Raw genomic sequence first — 15,834 nt, 5'->3', positions numbered from 1 at the left:
TGGCTATAATGAGCGATTAAATTTTTTTAAAAAGGACAAAAAATGAAAATTATGGTAATCCAAGGACCAAATATCAACCTTCTAGGACTACGCGAGCCAGGAATTTACGGCCGTATGAAAATGGAAGATATCCACAGACAAATGCAAGTCGTAGCAGAGCAAAGTGGCGTAGAAATCGAGTTTTTCCAAAGCAATTTCGAAGGCGAGCTAGTCGATAAAATCCAAGAGTGCTACGGCACATGCGATGGAATCATCATCAACCCAGCCGCTTACACTCACTCATCAATCGCTATGAGAGACGCGCTTATGGCTGTGGCGTTGCCTACTATCGAGGTGCATATCTCAAACATCAACCGCAGAGAGGAATTCCGCGAAAAATCAATGATAGCCCCTGTTACAGCCGGTCAAATCATCGGCTTTGGCCCTGTGGGATACCATTTAGCGATGATTGGTATGCTCCAAATTTTCGAGCAAATCAAGGCTGCAAAAGAGGCGAAAAAAGAGGCGTAATCAAAGCAGATGAACTATATTTTAAGGGATACTAACGCCGTATTTTGGGAGTGTGGATATGCGTGCGATAACTGCATATTTCTAGCTCTTAATGGCGCGCGGTTTTTTATCACAGACGCTAGATACAGCCTCGAAGCTAGCGAGTTAGCCAAAAATGCGCAAATTGTGCAAAGCTCGGATTTAACCCTTTCTGCGCGTAAAATTTTGCGCTCTTACAAGGTGAGGGCTGTGATTTTTGATCCTAATGATTTTAGTTTTGGCGCATTTAACGCACTAAGTAAAAATTTAAAAACGCGCTTTATCCCAAAGCCAAATTTTAGCCAAATTCGTCGCACGATAAAAAGCGAAAATGAGCTTGAAATCTTGCGCACTGCGGCTAAAATCGGCGCGCAGAAATTCGATGAATTTGCCAAATTTGTGAGCGAAAATGGGCTTGGTATGAGCGAAAAAGAGCTATTTTATAACGCGACTTTGATTTTCAAAGATAGCGGAAATTTAGCCCTTAGCTTCGAGCCGATTGTGGCGATTAACCAAAACGCTGCCAAAGCTCACGCTCTGCCTAGCGATGAGAGGCTAAAAGATGGCGATTTGCTTTTATTGGACGCTGGGGTGAGGTATAAAAACTACTGCTCGGATCGCACAAGAACGGCGAAATTTAGCGCACAAGAGGGAATAAATTTTAGCAAAAATCAAAATTTTGGCGATACAAAAAAAGATAAAATTTACGCCATTGTCAAAGAGGCTCAAAAACGCGCCATAAACGCCGTAAAACCTGGTGTCGCTGCGCGCGAAATTGATAAAATCGCGCGTGATTATATTGTGCAAAATGGCTTTGGGGCGCAGTTTTTGCACTCTACGGGGCACGGCGTGGGCGTGGATATCCACGAACTACCGATTATTAGCCCGCGCTCGAAGGCCATTTTAGAGGAAGGCATGATTTTTAGCATAGAGCCTGGGATTTATTTGCAAGGCGAGTTTGGCGTGAGGATCGAAGATACCGTAATCGTGACAAAAAATGGTTGCGAGGTCATGAGCGAATAATGCAAATTCTGGCGCAAAAAAACGGATTTTTAAGGCTAAATGAGGCTGTGAGGGTCATAAAAAGCCGGAATTTCCCGTGCAAATTCTCCAAAAAAGAGAATTTTAAATTTTGCTATATTTTAGGGCTTGGCGGAAACATCGGCGACAGCAGGGCGAGGTTCGAGCGTGTGTATCACCTGCTACAAAAAAATCCGAATTTTTTCGTTTGCGCTTCGTCGCAAATTTTAGAAAACAAGCCATTTGGGTTTTTAGAGCAGAGCAATTTTTTAAACGCTACACTGTGCGTGCAAAGCTCGCTCGCACCGAATTTAATGCTAAAAACTATGCAAAAAATCGAGCTTAAATTTGGGCGCAAACGAAGCTTTAAAAACGCCCCGCGCACGCTAGACATTGACATTTTGTATTCTAGCGTGAAAATTAGGCGAAACGAGCGCTTAATCGTGCCGCACAGGGGCGCAGCAGAGCGCATAAGCGTGATTTATCCACTTGGAAGTATGATTGAAAAAGGTTTGGTATGAAAAATAAAATTCTAACATTTCTAAGCGCAAAAGGGGGAGTTGGCAAGAGCCAGATTGTGGCGAATTTCGCTCAAATTTTAGCTAACGCAGGATACGCTGTGGCTGTGCTAGAAGTGCCAAATTTCAACAACCAAGAGATAATCTTAAACGCTAAAATCGACAAAAACCAAATTTTTGTTTTCGCAAACTCTCAGGCCAAGGGGCTTAAAATTTTGCCAAATTTGACGCTGATTGCGCCAAATGACGGCGTGTTTTTGAGCGAAGATGGCGCGATAGAGAGCTTTTTGGGCGCAACGCTTGGCGCGGATATGTTTGATTTCATCTTAATCGACGCTTCGCTAGATTATGCGAAAAAACTAGTAGAATTTGACACCGAGCCGATTGTGGTGTGTGCGAACGAACCCTGCGCTATCAGCAACACTTACGCGTTTTTGAAATCGCTAAATTTGCCACAAAAAGAGATTTTGTTTTTGATGAATTTCGCCTCTTGCGAGGACGAGGCTGTGGGGATATTCGAAAATCTAAAATCCGTGGCACGAAAGAATTTGGGCGAGGTGAAATTTGGGCTAGTTGGCTTCATGCCTTATGATAAATATGTCTTTATAAACGCCCAAAATAGGGAGCTTTTCAGTATCTCGCGCCCGTTTTGCAAGGCTAGTATCGCGCTTCGTGATAGCGTAAGCAGGACGCTGGTGGCGCTTGGGCTGGAAGCTTTGCCAAAGCGTGGCGCTTTCGGTGGCTTTCTAGGAAAGCTTAGTAATTTAATCTAAATTTTAATCACACAATGCAAATACGAGAAATTTTACAAGATATCAGAACGGCGAAAAATAGCCTAAATTTCATAGAACCAGGCGTTACGATTTTTGGCTCAGCGAGGCTAAATGCGGGTAATCAATATGTCAAAGACGCAGAAAAACTCTGCGCGGCGCTCGCTGATATGGGATATGCGGTCATCACAGGCGGAGGCGGTGGGATAATGCGCGGGGCAAACAAAGGCGCATTTGCTCGCGCAAAAGCCCCAAGCGTGGGCTTTAACATAAAGCTTCCTTTCGAGCAAAAAAGTAATGCGTTTTTGACTCACGATGTGCATTTTAAAACCTTCGCCCCTAGAAAAGGCGCGCTCATCGCAAATAGCGAAATTTTCGTCATTTTCCCGGGCGGGTTTGGGACGATGGACGAGCTGTTTGAGGTATTAACCCTCAAACAAACAGGCTTTAAAACAGCCCAAATTTACCTATACGACGCCAAATTTTACGCCCCTTTGGTGGAGTTTTTCAAAACCTCAATGTTAGCTTTGGGGACGATTGATGAGGGCGATTTGGCGGGATTTAGGCTGTGTTCTAGCATAGAAGAGATAATAGAACATATCAAAAAGGAGAAATTTTGAAAATCATGGTCGCCCTAAGCGGGGGCGTGGATAGCTCGATGAGCGCGAAGCTTTTAAAGGACGCTGGGCACGAGATCGAGGGCTGCTATATGAAGCTACACGAAAAGCCGGGCTATCACGAGAAAAATATCGAAAAAGTGCGCAAAGTAGGGGAGTTTTTGGGGATAAAAACGCATATTTTGGATTTGCAAGATGAGTTTAGGCGCGAGGTTTATGAGCCGTTTGTGCGCACATACCAAAACGGCCTTACGCCCAATCCCTGTGCGCTTTGTAACCGCACAATCAAACTTGGCAAGCTTTTGGAATTTGCCCATAAAAACGGCTGCGAACGCCTAGCTACTGGGCATTATGTGCGCGTGGAAAACGGACTTTTAAAAAAGGCACGCGATGAGAGCAAAGATCAAAGCTATTTTTTGGCAAATATCCGCCCAGAATCGCTAAAATTTATGATTTTCCCGCTTGGAGAGATGTTTAAAAGCGAGGTCAAAGCCAAGGCTAGCGCGTATCCAGAGCTCATCGAAATTGCCGCACAAAGCGAAAGTAGCGAGATTTGCTTCGTGGATAAAACATATATCGAAATTTTGCAGCGCCACACAAACACCAAAACCCCGGGCGTGGTAAAAAACGCAAATGGCGAAATCATCGGCACTCACGAGGGCTATATGCACTACACAATCGGCAAAAGGCGTGGGTTTCGCATAGACGGCGCGCATGAGCCACATTTCGTGCTCAAAATCGACGCGCAAAATAACGAAATCATCGTCGGCGGGCGCGACGAGCTCGATACTTACGAGTTTTCGACGCGAAATTTAAACGCATTTGTGAGCGTAGATGAAATTTTAAATGCGCCAAATTTGGGCGTGAAACTTAGATATCGAAGCACGAAAATCCCTGTAAAAATCGCGCTAAATGAGCGTGGCGGGGTTAGTGGCACGCTCTCTCGGCCAGCAAATGGCGTAGCTGGGGGACAGCTGGCGGTTTTTTACGACGAAGAGGACCGCGTGCTAGCCAGCGGGTTTATTGAGTAAAATTTTAAATTTGCAACGCTAGCTATTGTCATTGCAAGAAATGCGAAGCATTTCCGTAAATAAAACCAGCTAAATTTAGAAAAACGCAGTTTTTCTAAATTTAGCCACTTTAAAAGCGTCGTCGGGGGTAGGGGGTTTGTAAGGGGGAAGGGGCGCGACCTCGCAATTCAAGCCCCCTTCCCCCTTACGAGAAAAGCACGGCGCAGGTTAAATTCAAAAAATCGTTCAATGCTAAATTTAAGTAGAATTTTAAATTTAAATTCCCCTGGATTGCTTCGAAAACTTCGTTTTCTCGCAATGACAATGGTGAGCAAATTCCGGGGCAGTGTTTGTGGAAATTAAAATTTCAAATTTTATCTATATCAAAGCAAAATAAGGCTAAAATGCTCAGATTAATTTGAAATTTAAAGGAAGCAATAAATGCACTGTCCCATGGCGACTTGATATTATCGGTGTTTTTCTAGGGCTAATCATTTATTCACGCATATTCATGCCGCGCTAGCGGCGCAAAATTCAGACTTTTTCTCAACACAATTTATAAAATTTTAAAACAAAAAGGATAAAAATGAAAAGTTATATCACAGGTTTTCCTCGCATCGGCGAGCAAAGAGAATTAAAAAAAGCGTTAGAAAGCTTTTGGGCAGGAAAGTGCGAACTTGGCGCACTAGAAAAGGTAGCAGATGAGCTAAAAGATCGCCACATAAAATACCAGTTAGACGCATGGACGGGCTTAATTAGCGTAAATGATTTCTCATTTTATGATTTAATGCTTGATAATAGCGTGCTTTTTGGCGCAGTGCCCCAAAGATTTGCCGCTTTGAGTGGCGAAGAGCAGTATTTTGCGATGGCGCGTGGAAACAAAGACGCCGTAGCAATGGAAATGACAAAGTGGTTTAACACAAACTACCACTACATCGTGCCTGAGATTTCAGCGAACACAAAATTTAGCCTAAATGCAGACAAAATTCTAAACGAATATAAAGCAGCTAAAAACAACGATTTTAAGGATAGTTGCGCGTTAAAGATAAATTTAATCGGACCGATAACTTATCTAGCGCTTTCGAAAAGCACGGACGGAAGCGAACCACTAGCCAAACTTGATGAGCTAGTAGAAAAATACGCCGAGCTTCTAGGCAAGATTTCAGCCCTTGATAGCGAAGTCGTCGTTCAAATCGACGAGCCGATTTTCGTAACCGATAGGGGCGTGGAGCTAACGGGAAAAATCGTACCCGTTTATAACAAGCTAAATTCGGTCGCTTCAAACATTAAAATCGTATTTATGACATATTTCGAACACGCCACAGAAGCTTTGAAAGAAGTCGTTAAAACAGACATTTGGGCTGTGGGGTTAGACTTTGTCTATGCAAGTACAGAAAATATCAAAGCTGAGCTTGAAATTCTAAAAGATGCGAAAACTACGCTATTTGCAGGGGTTATTGATGGACGAAATATTTGGAAAAGCGACATTGATAAAAAGTTAGAATTTTTGGAATTCATCTCCCAGTATGTCAGTAAAGATCGCCTTTATGTGGGAACTTCGTGTTCGCTTTTGCATGTGCCATTTACGCTAAAATATGAAGAAAAGCTAAACCCTGAGATTAAATCGTGGCTAAGTTTTGCGTGTGAAAAACTAGAAGAAGTCTGCATTTTAACCCACCTTTTCTTTAAAATTCCAATCTGTGATAGCGGTATCAAAAAATATGAAGAAAATCAAAAATCCGCCAAAACACGCCTAAATTCGCCGTTAATCCACGATATAGCGGTGCAAAATCGCGTGAAAAATTTAACAAAATTCCAAAGAGATACGCCTTATGAAGAGCGTATAAAAATTCAAAAAAATGCCCTTGCTTACGGCGATTTGCCGACCACGACGATAGGCTCTTTCCCGCAAACAACCGAACTTCGCCAAGTTCGCAACGCCTATAAAAAGGGTCTAATTAGCAAGGAAGCCTACGAAAAAGACATAAAAGCCTATATCGATGAGTGTGTCTCTTTCCAAGAAGAGATTGGGCTTGATATTTTAGTCCATGGTGAGCCTGAGAGAAACGACATGGTTGAGTATTTTGGCGAACAGCTTAAAGGCTACGCATTTAGCGCAAACGGCTGGGTGCAAAGCTACGGCAGTCGCTGCGTAAAACCGCCACTTTTATTTGGTGATGTTAGCCGTCCAAAGGCGATGACCGTGGAGTGGATAAAATACGCACAATCTCGCACTAGCAAGATTATGAAGGGTATGCTAACTGGACCAGTTACGATTATGAACTGGTCGTTTGTGCGTGATGATAAGCCTAGAAGCGAGGTTGTCAAGCAACTAGCTTTGGCAATTAGTGATGAAATTTCTGATTTACAAGAGGCAGGGATTAAGATAATCCAAGTCGATGAAGCAGCCTTTAAAGAGGGCTATCCACTTCGTAAGGAGAATATCAGCCAATACGAAAATTTCTCTGTGGGTGCGTTTAAACTCGCAGTTTCAAGCGCAGACGCTAAGACGCAAATTCACACTCACATGTGCTATTCTGAATTTAACGATATTATCAAAACGATTGAAGCTATGGACGCTGATGTCATCAGCATAGAAACGGCGCGTTCTGGCAACGAACTTTTGAAAATTTTTAAATCCGTAGGCTATAAACAAGAAGTAGGACCTGGTGTGTATGATATACACAGCCCTCGCGTGCCAAGTGTGGAAGAAATGGTAGCGCAAATCAACGCACTTTTGGAAGTTTTGCCAAAATCTCAGCTTTGGATAAATCCTGATTGCGGACTTAAAACTCGCAAATGGGAAGAGGTAAAACCAAGCCTAAAAAATATGGTAGAAGCTGTGAAAATCGTAAGAGGATAGGAGTAATGCGGCGCGAGCAGGGCAGTGCAAAGCCCTGCGCGCTTCATAATCAATCAAAATGACATTTTTTTCGCCCGAGTTTATTTTGCTTTTTACGCTGTTTTTTGCCCTGTATTGGTCGCAAAAAGACAGCGTCTTTATCCAAAAAATCCTAATTTTGGCTGCAAGTTACGGCTTCGTCTGCTCTGTAAGCCCAAAATTTGGCGCGATTTTGTTTGCTTACTCGTGCTTTGTCTATTTTGCTGGGAAATTTTTGAGGCGAAATTCGGGCAAATTTGCCATTTTATCGGCAGTTTTTGGCTCTATTTGTTTTTTGTGTTTTTTCAAATATTTTAGCCATATTAGAGAATTTTTCGCCATTGTTACAAATTTTTTTGGTCTCTCTCCAATCGAGTCAATCGCCCTGCCACTGGGCATTTCATACTATACTTTTATGTCGATAACCTATCTCGTGGCTGTGGGCAAAAAGCAGTGCGAGGGGGCGGATTTTTTGAGCTTGCTTTGCTATCTGGCGTTTTTCCCAAGCGTGGTAATGGGCCCCATAAGCAGGGCAGCCGCGCATAAAAATTCCAAAGGATACACTAAAATTTACCCAGTTTTGCCACAATTTAATCAAAAAAAAAGCTTTAAAAACGGCGATAAAATTCTCGCGCTTTTTATCATCGGCGCTTTTAAAGTTCTTGTCATTTGCGGTCATCTTACGCCGTTTGTGGGTGAGATTTTTAGCAATATTTACGATTTTAGCGAGGTTAGCGCGCTAAAAATTGTGTTGGCGATTTTGCTTTATTCTTTTGTGATTTATACGAATTTTAGCGGATTTATCGACATTGCGCGCGCCCTAGCACTCGCACTTGGATTTGCTTTGCCGCGCAATTTTCACATGCCATATACTGCGCGAAATATCGATCAGTTTTGGGATAGGTGGCATATCAGCCTTTCTACCTTTATCCGCGATTACATTTATATCCCGCTTGGCGGGAATTGTGGCTGGGGCAAAAAACTGCCAGTAAAGCTCAAAATCGGCGCAAAGAAAAAGAAAAAGAAAAAAGCCAAAAAAGAGATAATCGAATTTGTCGAAGTGCGCGGTGCGTGGAAGTTTTGGCGTATGAATTTTAATATAATGCTAGCATTTTTGCTCTCTGGAATTTGGCATGGAGTGGGGCTAAATTTCGCCATTTGGGGGGCGTTGCATGGCTTAGCGTGCGTGTGGTTAAAGTGCCTTAGAGCTTGCAAAGTAAGAGCGCTGAATTTGCATTTATCAAGGTTAATTACATTTATCTATGTCAGTTTTGCGTGGGTGTTTTTCGCAAACACTGATTTTAGCGAGATTGGCGCGATTTTCTCGGCTCTTATTTCATCTCCACTTTATCAGAGCAAATTTGAAATTTTGCTAGTTTTGGCTGTTTTGATTTTTGTTTTGATTTATCCTAAATTTTTGGTTACAAACCGCCTAATTGAGGGCTTTTTAAAGAGATTACCATTTTGGCTAAAAGGTATAGTTTTGGGCGCGGTTTTTTGCGCGATTTATCTTTTGATGCCAAGTGGAATTCCAAATTTTATTTATGCGAGTTTTTAGATGATTAAATTTTTGTTTTCGTTGGTTGTGGCGTTTTTGATTTTGGCTTTTTTTGCGCAAAATTCCTTGATTTATTACGCGAATTCGCGCTTTGGCTCGAATTTTGGTTTGGAAGAGTATTTGGCGAATTCGCCTTTGAGATTTGGGGGCGAATTACAATCAAGCATTAGCCAAAAAATCCAAAATTTCACGCCAAATTTAAAGGCGAAATTCGCAAGCTTCTCCCCGCAAACAGCCACTTACACGCTTGCTAGTAACACTGCGCCCATTATCGCTCCAAGCGATAAAGACGCAATCATCGAGCGCGAGCTTAAAAAAATCGAAGCAGTTAAGCTAACCGATACAACTTTGCCTAAAATTGATAATAACAAAAGCGCGAATTTAAGCGTGCCAAAGCCTAGCGAGGCGAACGAAACAGCTCCTGTTCTCGCGCCAAAAGTTGCGAAAAAATCTAATGAAAAAATCGCGCTTAAAGCCGGTCAAACCGTGCTATTTATCGGCGATAGCCTAATGCAGTATGTGGGTATGAGCGCTAAGAAATTTTTCCCAAAATCAGGGCTAAAAGTGCTAGATCTTAGCAAGCAATCAACCGGCCTAGTCGATAAAAAGGGGCATAACTGGCAGCAGGTTTTATCCGAAAATTTGGCAAATAACGAAAATATCGGGCTAGTGGTGGTGTTTTTGGGTGCGAACGACACTCACCCGCGCAAGATTAACGGAGCTGTGCGAAGCGTAGGGAGCGAGGTTTGGAACGAATTTTACGCTAGCAGGGTCAGGGAGATTTACGATACTGCCGAAAAATACGGCGCAAAGGTGCTGTGGCTGGGGCTTCCGTGCATGAACGAAGCGAAATTTGAGCAAAAAACCGAGGCGATTAACAAAGTTTATAAAAGCGTGAATAACGAATTTGGCGAAATTTACATGCCTACAAGCCCATTTGTGTGCGAAAACGGCGCATACAAGGTCTATCTCAAAAACGGCAAAAACCAAATTCGCGTCCGCCAAGACGACGGAATCCACATCAGCAAAAAAGGCTGTGAAATCATAACCCAAAAAATTTTAGCAAGGATTAGCGTTGAATAGCCTTGCTCGCGTGCTTTTCGCGGTTTTGCTCTGCATTAGTGGCGCGCTAGCGCAGGGCTTTGGGGTGAAGTTTTTGGGCGATTCACACCTTGGAAGCGACGCGCTAATACAGGCATTTAGAGATGAATTTTTCGGCGGAAGCGACGATAGTGTGGGCTTTATCGCCCCGCTAATGCCTAAATTTCACGCTAGCGAGGCTGTGAGATTTAAAAACGAGGGCTTTGAGATTATCTCATCGCGCAGGGATACAGACTCGGATTTCCCGCTATGCGGGGTCATCGCAAGGGCGAGAAATGGGGCTGGTTTGCAAATCGAGCTTAAAAAGCTAAGTGGCGAATTTGAGGTCGAAGTGCTTCACAGAGTGGGCGGAAATGGCGAAATTTTCGAGATTATCGACGCTAATGGGCGGAAATTTCGCATAAATCATCTTTTGCGAAATTCTTGGGAATACACGCGCTTTACGCTCGCTTTTCCGGTGCAAATCCGCTCTTTGCGCGAGGGTGCGGAGCTTGGTGGGTATAAAATTTACCGCAAAAATGGCAGTTTTGCCGATAGTTGCGCTAGCAATGGCGCGTATTCGAGCGCGTATCAAAAATGGGGCAAAAACGCCTTTATTAGGGATTTGGCACGACTTGATTACGAGCTTTTTATCATCGCTTATGGCACAAACGATGCCCTTGATAGCAACTTTGACGAGGCGAAATTTTACGCGACTCTGCGGGGGCTAGTGCGCTCACTTCGCAAAGGCTCGCGCAGGGCAAAAATCCTGCTCGTTGCCCCGCCTCGCAGCCCCAAAGTGCCAAACGCCGCGCGCGCAGCGGCCGTGATAAGGCACCTAGCCAGCGATATGGGGCTTATGTTTTATGATTTTGATATGGCGATGAGCGAGGACGGAGGCTGGGAGGGTTGGCGCAAAATGGGGCTAATCCGTCCCGATGAAATCCACCTAGAAGCTGGGGGTTACGAGAGGCTTGGGCGAAATTTAGCCAGGCTTTTGAAGCGAAATTTGATAGAATTTTAAAATTTAGCATAATCCGCTAGCGCAACCTTTTAAACACTGCCCCGAAATTTGTAAATTTTATATAATCTGTCATTGCGAGCAAAGCGAAGCAATCCAGTAAAATTTTCAGCACACTTCAACTTAAATTTTACTTCCAATTTGTCATTGCGAGAATTTTGCGTTAGCAAAATTCGTGGCAATCTACGACTTTAAATTTAGAGCATGTGAATTTTGTGTCATTGCGAGGAGCAAAAGCGACGAAGCAATCCAGTAAAATTTAGGGAGTGGTAGAAAATTTGAATTGAAATTTATCTGAATTTCACTGGATTGCTTCGAAAACTTCGTTTTCTCGCAATGACAGCAAATTTACACGCTTTAAATTTTATGCTCGTAGATTGCTTCGAGCCTTTCGGCTCTCGCAATGACAAATTAGGCAAAATTCGTGCCAATCTATGAATTTAAAATTTCGGGGCAGTATTTTGCAGAAATTTGAAATTTAAAATTTCACTGCTGTATCAAGCGTGGTGCAGTTCTCTCATGCCTTTTATGCAGATTTCTACGACCTCTTTGATATCCATGCCAAGCATTTCGCAGCCCTTTAAAATCACGCTTCTATCGCATTTGGCGGCGAATTTTTTATCTTTAAATTTTTTCATTACACTGCTAGTGCCTAAATCCTCAAAGCCGTTTGGGCGCATTTTGGCGCAGGCATCGATTATGCCTGTTAGCTCATCGACGCAAAATAGGCTCTTTTCTAAATTTGAAATCGGCTCGACATCAGTGCAAATGCCGTATCCGTGGCTGAGTATCGCCCGCACGCTAGCTTCATCTACGCCAGCGCCCAAAAGTGGCCCAGCTGTGTGCGCTAGGTGCTCGTCTGGGAATTTTTCGTAGTCGAAATCGTGCAGATAGCCGATTGCTTGCCAGTATTCTTTATCCTCGCCGAAATGCTCCGCCATAGCCCCCATTGCGGCCATTACATTTTCGCAATGCGCGATTAAATTTGGCTGTGAAATTGCGCCCGAGATTAAATCTTTTGCCATTTTCAAATTTAACACTATTTTTTCTCGCTTTCGTTTCGTGCTTTCATTTTTTCGAATTCGATTGAAATTTCGCTTAAATTTGGCTCGTCCGCCATTTTATCTAGCACGGAGTTGTATTTATTGACTAGCATTATGGCAATCATCGAAAATGTAAATCCAGGCAGTAGCGAATAAATATAGCCCGATAAATCGGCAATTATCCAGATTATGACGGTGATTCCGCCCACTAGCATGCCACACAGCGCGCTTAAAGCGCTCATGTGCTTAGAATACAGGCTAAAAAGCAGCACCGCTCCAAAACTCGCGCCAAAGCCCGCCCAAGCGTGTCCGACGACATTTAAGACGCTATCGTCCCACAAAAACGCCGCAATCGTAGCTAGCACCGCGATGAAAACGACAGCGAGGCGGGAGACTAGGGTTTGGGTAGCCGATGAGACCTCTTTTTTATAAAATGCGAAAATGAAATCTTTCGTAACCGAGCTAGCACTGACCAAAAGCTGGCTAGAAATCGTGCTCATAATCGCAGCTAACACGGCTGAAATAATCACGCCAAGGATAAATGGGTGGAAGAAAATTTTGCCAAGTTCTAGGAAAATTTTCTCTGGATCGCTGATAGATAGGGAGTTTTGGTGAAAATACACTAGGCCGATTAGTCCGCTAGCCATCGCCCCAAGCAGTCCAAAAACCATCCACGAAATCCCAATTCTGCGCGCAGAACTCATCTCGGCTGAATTTCTAATTGCCATAAATCGCACGATGATATGAGGCTGTCCAAAATAGCCAAACCCCCATGACAAAAGCCCCAAAATTCCAAGAAAAGTTTGCCCTTCAAATAGATCTAAATGCGACGGACTGATTTTTGATACCTCGCCCCAAAAGCTAGAACTATCTGGGATTTGTAGCGCATTAAACGAAAAGGCTGGAATCATAATTAGCACGATAAACATTAACGCGCCTTGGAAAGCGTCTGTTATCGCCACGGCCTTAAATCCGCCAAAAAATGTATAAAACACAACGATACAAATCGTCGCAATCGCGCCGTAAGCGAAATTTAGCCCGAAAAATGTCTCAAAGCTCTTTCCGCCTGCGATGATTCCGCTAGAAACATAGAGTGTGAAAAATACGATAATCAAAAGTCCAGAGATTATGCGAAGAGATTTTGTTTTATCTTTAAAACGATTTTCCAAAAAATCAGGGATTGTAATGCTATCGCTTGCGACTTCGGTGTAAATTCTAAGCCTTTTTGCGAGAAATTTATACGCGCACCACGCACCGATACAAAGCCCGATTGCAATCCAAATCGTGCTAATTCCAGTAGCAAAAAACGCCCCAGGAAGCCCTAGAAGCATCCAGCCGCTCATATCGCTAGCACCTGCGCTAAGTGCGGTTACAAAGGGATTTAATCTGCGATTGTCGATGAGGTATTCGCTCAGGCTTGCGTTTTTGTCGTAGTAGTGTCTGCCGATGATGACGAGGGCTAGGAAATACATAGCGATCGAGGCATAGATCCAATAACTCATTTTCCACTCCTTAAAAGGTGCGATTTTATCAAAATTTACTTGAAATTTATCAAAATTTTAGTATGCTTTTAGGCTAAATTTTAATTTAAAGGCTGGGGATTGAACGAGAGAATTTTAAAGATTGTTTTTTCGTTGATTATCATCTGCGCAGGAATTTATTTTTGCTATCCAGATAACTTAACAGACGCGCGCAAAATGGCGCTTGTAAATGCTTATGGCGTCACGCTAATACTCACAAGTGGCGGTATCGCGCTTGGTATAGTTTTGGGATTTATTTTGGCGTTTTTGAAATTTTTGGATAATAAAATTTTAAATTTTATTATCGACGAGTATGTCGATATCATCCGCGGCACGCCGATAATCATACAGCTTATGATTTTTGTTTTTGTCGTTTTTGCGACTTGGCAAAACAATATTTTTGCAGCCATTGTCGCGCTAGGTCTTAACAGCTCAGCCTATGTTTGCGAGATCGTCCGTAGCGGAATAAACAGCGTCGATCGCGGTCAAATGGAGGCTGCGCGCGCTATGGGCCTGTCGTATTCGACAGCGATGAAAGTCATTGTTTTCCCGCAAGCGATAAAAAATATCTTGCCGGCTTTGGCAAACGAATTTATCAGCCTTTTTAAAGAAACTTCGGTCGTGGGACTTGTGGCGATTACGGATTTGACATTTTATTCAAAAAGCCTGCAAGCCTCGCTATATACGGTTCAGCCGATACTTTTCGCTGGTGTGATTTATTATGCGAGTGTGAAATTTTTCTCGCTTTTGGTTAAAATTTTAGAATCAAGGCTAAATAGACATGATTGAAATTTCAAATTTAAGCAAAAATTATGGCGAGCTTTGTGTTTTGAAAAACATTTCAAAAACCATAAACAAAGGCGATATTGTCGCAATCATCGGACCAAGCGGGAGTGGAAAATCGACATTTTTGAGATGTTTAAATTTGCTCGAAACCCCAAGCGAGGGCAGTATCAAAATCGGTGGCGCAGATATTACTGATAAAAAAACCGATATCAATAAAATTCGCCAAAAAGTCAGCATGGTTTTTCAGCATTTTAACCTTTTTGCGAATAAAAATGTTTTGCAAAATTTAACCCTAGCCCCGGTAAAAGCTGGAATTTATACCCCAGAAAAAGCCAAAGAAAAGGCTATGGAGCTTTTGCGAAAAGTGGGTTTGGAAAGCAAGGCGGAGGCTTTCCCGCACAAACTCTCAGGCGGGCAAAAACAGCGCATCGCAATTGCTAGAAGTCTAGCGATGAACCCAGATGTGATACTTTTCGACGAGCCGACAAGCGCGCTAGATCCTGAGATGATAGGCGAGGTTTTAGCTCTTATGAAAGAGGTTGCCAAAGAGGGCATTACAATGCTTGTCGTAACCCATGAAATGGGCTTTGCGCGCAATGTGGCAAATAGAATATTTTTTATGGACGGCGGAAATATTTTAGTCGATGATACGCCTAAAAATGTTTTTGAAAATCCGCAAAATCCGCGCTTAAAAGACTTTTTAAATAAAATTTTAAACCATTAAAAGGAGCAGAAATGAAAAAATTTCTTAAATTTATGTTGGCAGCTAGCTTGGTTGGCTCAATTGCTTGTGCAAAAGATGTCTATGTAATGGGCACAAACGCCGAATATCCGCCTTTTGAGTTCGTAGATGAAAACTCAACTATCACTGGATTTGATATTGATTTGGTAAATGAAATTTCAAAAAGAGCCGATTTGAAAATCGAAATTTTAAATATGAGCTTTGACGGCTTAATCCCAGCGCTAAAAAGCGGCAAAATCGATCTAGCAGGATCAGGTATGAGCGCGACAACAGAGAGAAGAAACGCTGTGGATTTCACAAACTCATACTATGAGGTCGAAAATTTATATATCAAACACAAAGACGACGATAGCCTAAAAACCAAAGACGATCTTAAAGGCAAACGCCTAACAGCGCAACTTGGCACAATCCAAGAAAACGCAATTCGCGAAATTCCTAGCGCAGATGTCAATCCAGCCGAGACCGTGTTTGCTGGCGTGCTACTAGTAAAAAACAAAAAAGTTGATGCGCTTTGCGTGGATTCATCTGTGGGCGTGGAGTATTTGAAGAAAAACGACGATATCGTGGAGTTTATGAGAGAGTCTGACGGAAGCGACGGATTTGCCTTTGCTTTCGATAAGGGCAAATATCCTGAGCTTGTGGAGAAATTCAACAAAGCAATCGACGAGATGAAGGCTGATGGCTCATACGACAAACTTTTAGAAAAATACAATCTAAAATAATCCAAATTTGGCGCAAAA

15 protein-coding genes are annotated in these 15,834 nt (G+C 42.8%); 13 read left to right on the top strand and 2 right to left on the bottom strand.

The annotated features are described in order from the left end of the window. Window positions 1–42: 42 nt before the first annotated feature. The 10 genes from aroQ (at window position 43) to OFN98_RS07060 (ending at window position 11,006) form a co-directional block, all read left to right on the top strand. Window positions 43–510, top strand: a complete 468-nt coding sequence (gene aroQ, locus OFN98_RS07105; protein WP_270859780.1) for a type II 3-dehydroquinate dehydratase — start codon at window positions 43–45, stop codon at window positions 508–510. A gap of 9 nt (window positions 511–519) precedes the next feature. Further along, on the top strand, window positions 520–1,551 hold the full coding sequence (locus OFN98_RS07100; RefSeq protein ID WP_270874972.1) for a M24 family metallopeptidase: 1,032 nt from the start codon (window positions 520–522) through the stop codon (window positions 1,549–1,551). Beyond that, entirely contained in the window at window positions 1,551–2,069 is a 519-nt protein-coding gene (folK, locus tag OFN98_RS07095; protein ID WP_270874973.1) for a 2-amino-4-hydroxy-6-hydroxymethyldihydropteridine diphosphokinase, read from the top strand. Before OFN98_RS07100 ends, folK begins: the two co-directional genes overlap by 1 nt. Beyond that, window positions 2,066–2,839 (top strand): nucleotide-binding protein, encoded by a 774-nt coding sequence (locus tag OFN98_RS07090; RefSeq protein ID WP_270874974.1) that lies wholly within the window; start codon window positions 2,066–2,068, stop codon window positions 2,837–2,839. Before folK ends, OFN98_RS07090 begins: the two co-directional genes overlap by 4 nt. Window positions 2,840–2,853: 14 nt before the next feature. Then, window positions 2,854–3,456 (top strand): TIGR00730 family Rossman fold protein, encoded by a 603-nt coding sequence (locus tag OFN98_RS07085; protein WP_270874975.1) that lies wholly within the window; start codon window positions 2,854–2,856, stop codon window positions 3,454–3,456. After that, window positions 3,453–4,484, top strand: a complete 1,032-nt coding sequence (mnmA, locus tag OFN98_RS07080) for a tRNA 2-thiouridine(34) synthase MnmA (protein WP_270874976.1) — start codon at window positions 3,453–3,455, stop codon at window positions 4,482–4,484. Before OFN98_RS07085 ends, mnmA begins: the two co-directional genes overlap by 4 nt. Before the next feature lie 565 nt (window positions 4,485–5,049). Beyond that, entirely contained in the window at window positions 5,050–7,326 is a 2,277-nt protein-coding gene (gene metE / locus OFN98_RS07075) for a 5-methyltetrahydropteroyltriglutamate--homocysteine S-methyltransferase (protein WP_270874977.1), read from the top strand. Window positions 7,327–7,384: 58 nt separating this feature from the next. After that, on the top strand, window positions 7,385–8,902 hold the full coding sequence (locus tag OFN98_RS07070; RefSeq protein ID WP_270874978.1) for an MBOAT family O-acyltransferase: 1,518 nt from the start codon (window positions 7,385–7,387) through the stop codon (window positions 8,900–8,902). Next, entirely contained in the window at window positions 8,903–9,985 is a 1,083-nt protein-coding gene (locus OFN98_RS07065) for an SGNH/GDSL hydrolase family protein (RefSeq protein ID WP_270874979.1), read from the top strand. Continuing rightward, window positions 9,978–11,006: a GDSL-type esterase/lipase family protein gene (locus tag OFN98_RS07060; RefSeq protein ID WP_270874980.1), complete on the top strand. Its 1,029-nt coding sequence runs from the start codon at window positions 9,978–9,980 to the stop codon at window positions 11,004–11,006. The genes OFN98_RS07065 and OFN98_RS07060 overlap by 8 nt, the downstream gene beginning before the upstream one ends. Window positions 11,007–11,500: 494 nt before the next feature. On the opposite strand, the gene OFN98_RS07055 is transcribed toward OFN98_RS07060, so the two are convergent. Next, window positions 11,501–12,043, bottom strand: coding sequence for an HD domain-containing protein (locus OFN98_RS07055; RefSeq protein ID WP_270874981.1), 543 nt, complete (start codon window positions 12,041–12,043; stop codon window positions 11,501–11,503). Then, window positions 12,043–13,548 carry a sodium/proline symporter PutP gene (gene putP / locus OFN98_RS07050; RefSeq protein ID WP_270874982.1) on the bottom strand — a complete coding sequence of 502 codons (1,506 nt, stop codon included), beginning with the start codon at window positions 13,546–13,548 and terminating at the stop codon, window positions 12,043–12,045. Before putP ends, OFN98_RS07055 begins: the two co-directional genes overlap by 1 nt. Window positions 13,549–13,647: 99 nt before the next feature. Here putP and OFN98_RS07045 point away from each other — a divergent pair, with 99 nt between their 5' ends. From OFN98_RS07045 to OFN98_RS07035, 3 genes are read left to right on the top strand one after another with little or no spacing between them, the layout of a single operon-like run. After that, on the top strand, window positions 13,648–14,355 hold the full coding sequence (locus OFN98_RS07045) for an amino acid ABC transporter permease (RefSeq protein WP_270859767.1): 708 nt from the start codon (window positions 13,648–13,650) through the stop codon (window positions 14,353–14,355). Continuing rightward, window positions 14,348–15,076, top strand: coding sequence for an amino acid ABC transporter ATP-binding protein (locus tag OFN98_RS07040; RefSeq protein WP_270870051.1), 729 nt, complete (start codon window positions 14,348–14,350; stop codon window positions 15,074–15,076). Before OFN98_RS07045 ends, OFN98_RS07040 begins: the two co-directional genes overlap by 8 nt. Window positions 15,077–15,087: 11 nt before the next feature. Then, on the top strand, window positions 15,088–15,816 hold the full coding sequence (locus OFN98_RS07035; RefSeq protein WP_270874983.1) for a basic amino acid ABC transporter substrate-binding protein: 729 nt from the start codon (window positions 15,088–15,090) through the stop codon (window positions 15,814–15,816). Window positions 15,817–15,834 lie beyond the last annotated feature (18 nt).

The organism is Campylobacter sp. JMF_15 NE4 (assembly GCF_027737645.1).
GTDB lineage: Bacteria > Campylobacterota > Campylobacteria > Campylobacterales > Campylobacteraceae > Campylobacter_B.
The sequence above is the reverse complement of the archived record's forward strand: the minus strand, read 5'-3'. Positions and strand labels throughout refer to the sequence as shown.

What these genes read in the sequence shown, in the direction of transcription:
- aroQ (WP_270859780.1), top strand. Translation starts at nt 43, where the DNA reads ATGAAAATTATGGTAATCCAAGGACCAAATATCAACCTTCTAGGACTA.
- OFN98_RS07100 (WP_270874972.1), top strand. Translation starts at nt 520, where the DNA reads ATGAACTATATTTTAAGGGATACTAACGCCGTATTTTGGGAGTGTGGA.
- folK (WP_270874973.1), top strand. Translation starts at nt 1,551, where the DNA reads ATGCAAATTCTGGCGCAAAAAAACGGATTTTTAAGGCTAAATGAGGCT.
- OFN98_RS07090 (WP_270874974.1), top strand. Translation starts at nt 2,066, where the DNA reads ATGAAAAATAAAATTCTAACATTTCTAAGCGCAAAAGGGGGAGTTGGC.
- OFN98_RS07085 (WP_270874975.1), top strand. Translation starts at nt 2,854, where the DNA reads ATGCAAATACGAGAAATTTTACAAGATATCAGAACGGCGAAAAATAGC.
- metE (WP_270874977.1), top strand. Translation starts at nt 5,050, where the DNA reads ATGAAAAGTTATATCACAGGTTTTCCTCGCATCGGCGAGCAAAGAGAA.
- OFN98_RS07070 (WP_270874978.1), top strand. Translation starts at nt 7,385, where the DNA reads ATGACATTTTTTTCGCCCGAGTTTATTTTGCTTTTTACGCTGTTTTTT.
- OFN98_RS07065 (WP_270874979.1), top strand. Translation starts at nt 8,903, where the DNA reads ATGATTAAATTTTTGTTTTCGTTGGTTGTGGCGTTTTTGATTTTGGCT.
- putP (WP_270874982.1), bottom strand. Translation starts at nt 13,548, where the DNA reads ATGAGTTATTGGATCTATGCCTCGATCGCTATGTATTTCCTAGCCCTC.
- OFN98_RS07040 (WP_270870051.1), top strand. Translation starts at nt 14,348, where the DNA reads ATGATTGAAATTTCAAATTTAAGCAAAAATTATGGCGAGCTTTGTGTT.
- OFN98_RS07035 (WP_270874983.1), top strand. Translation starts at nt 15,088, where the DNA reads ATGAAAAAATTTCTTAAATTTATGTTGGCAGCTAGCTTGGTTGGCTCA.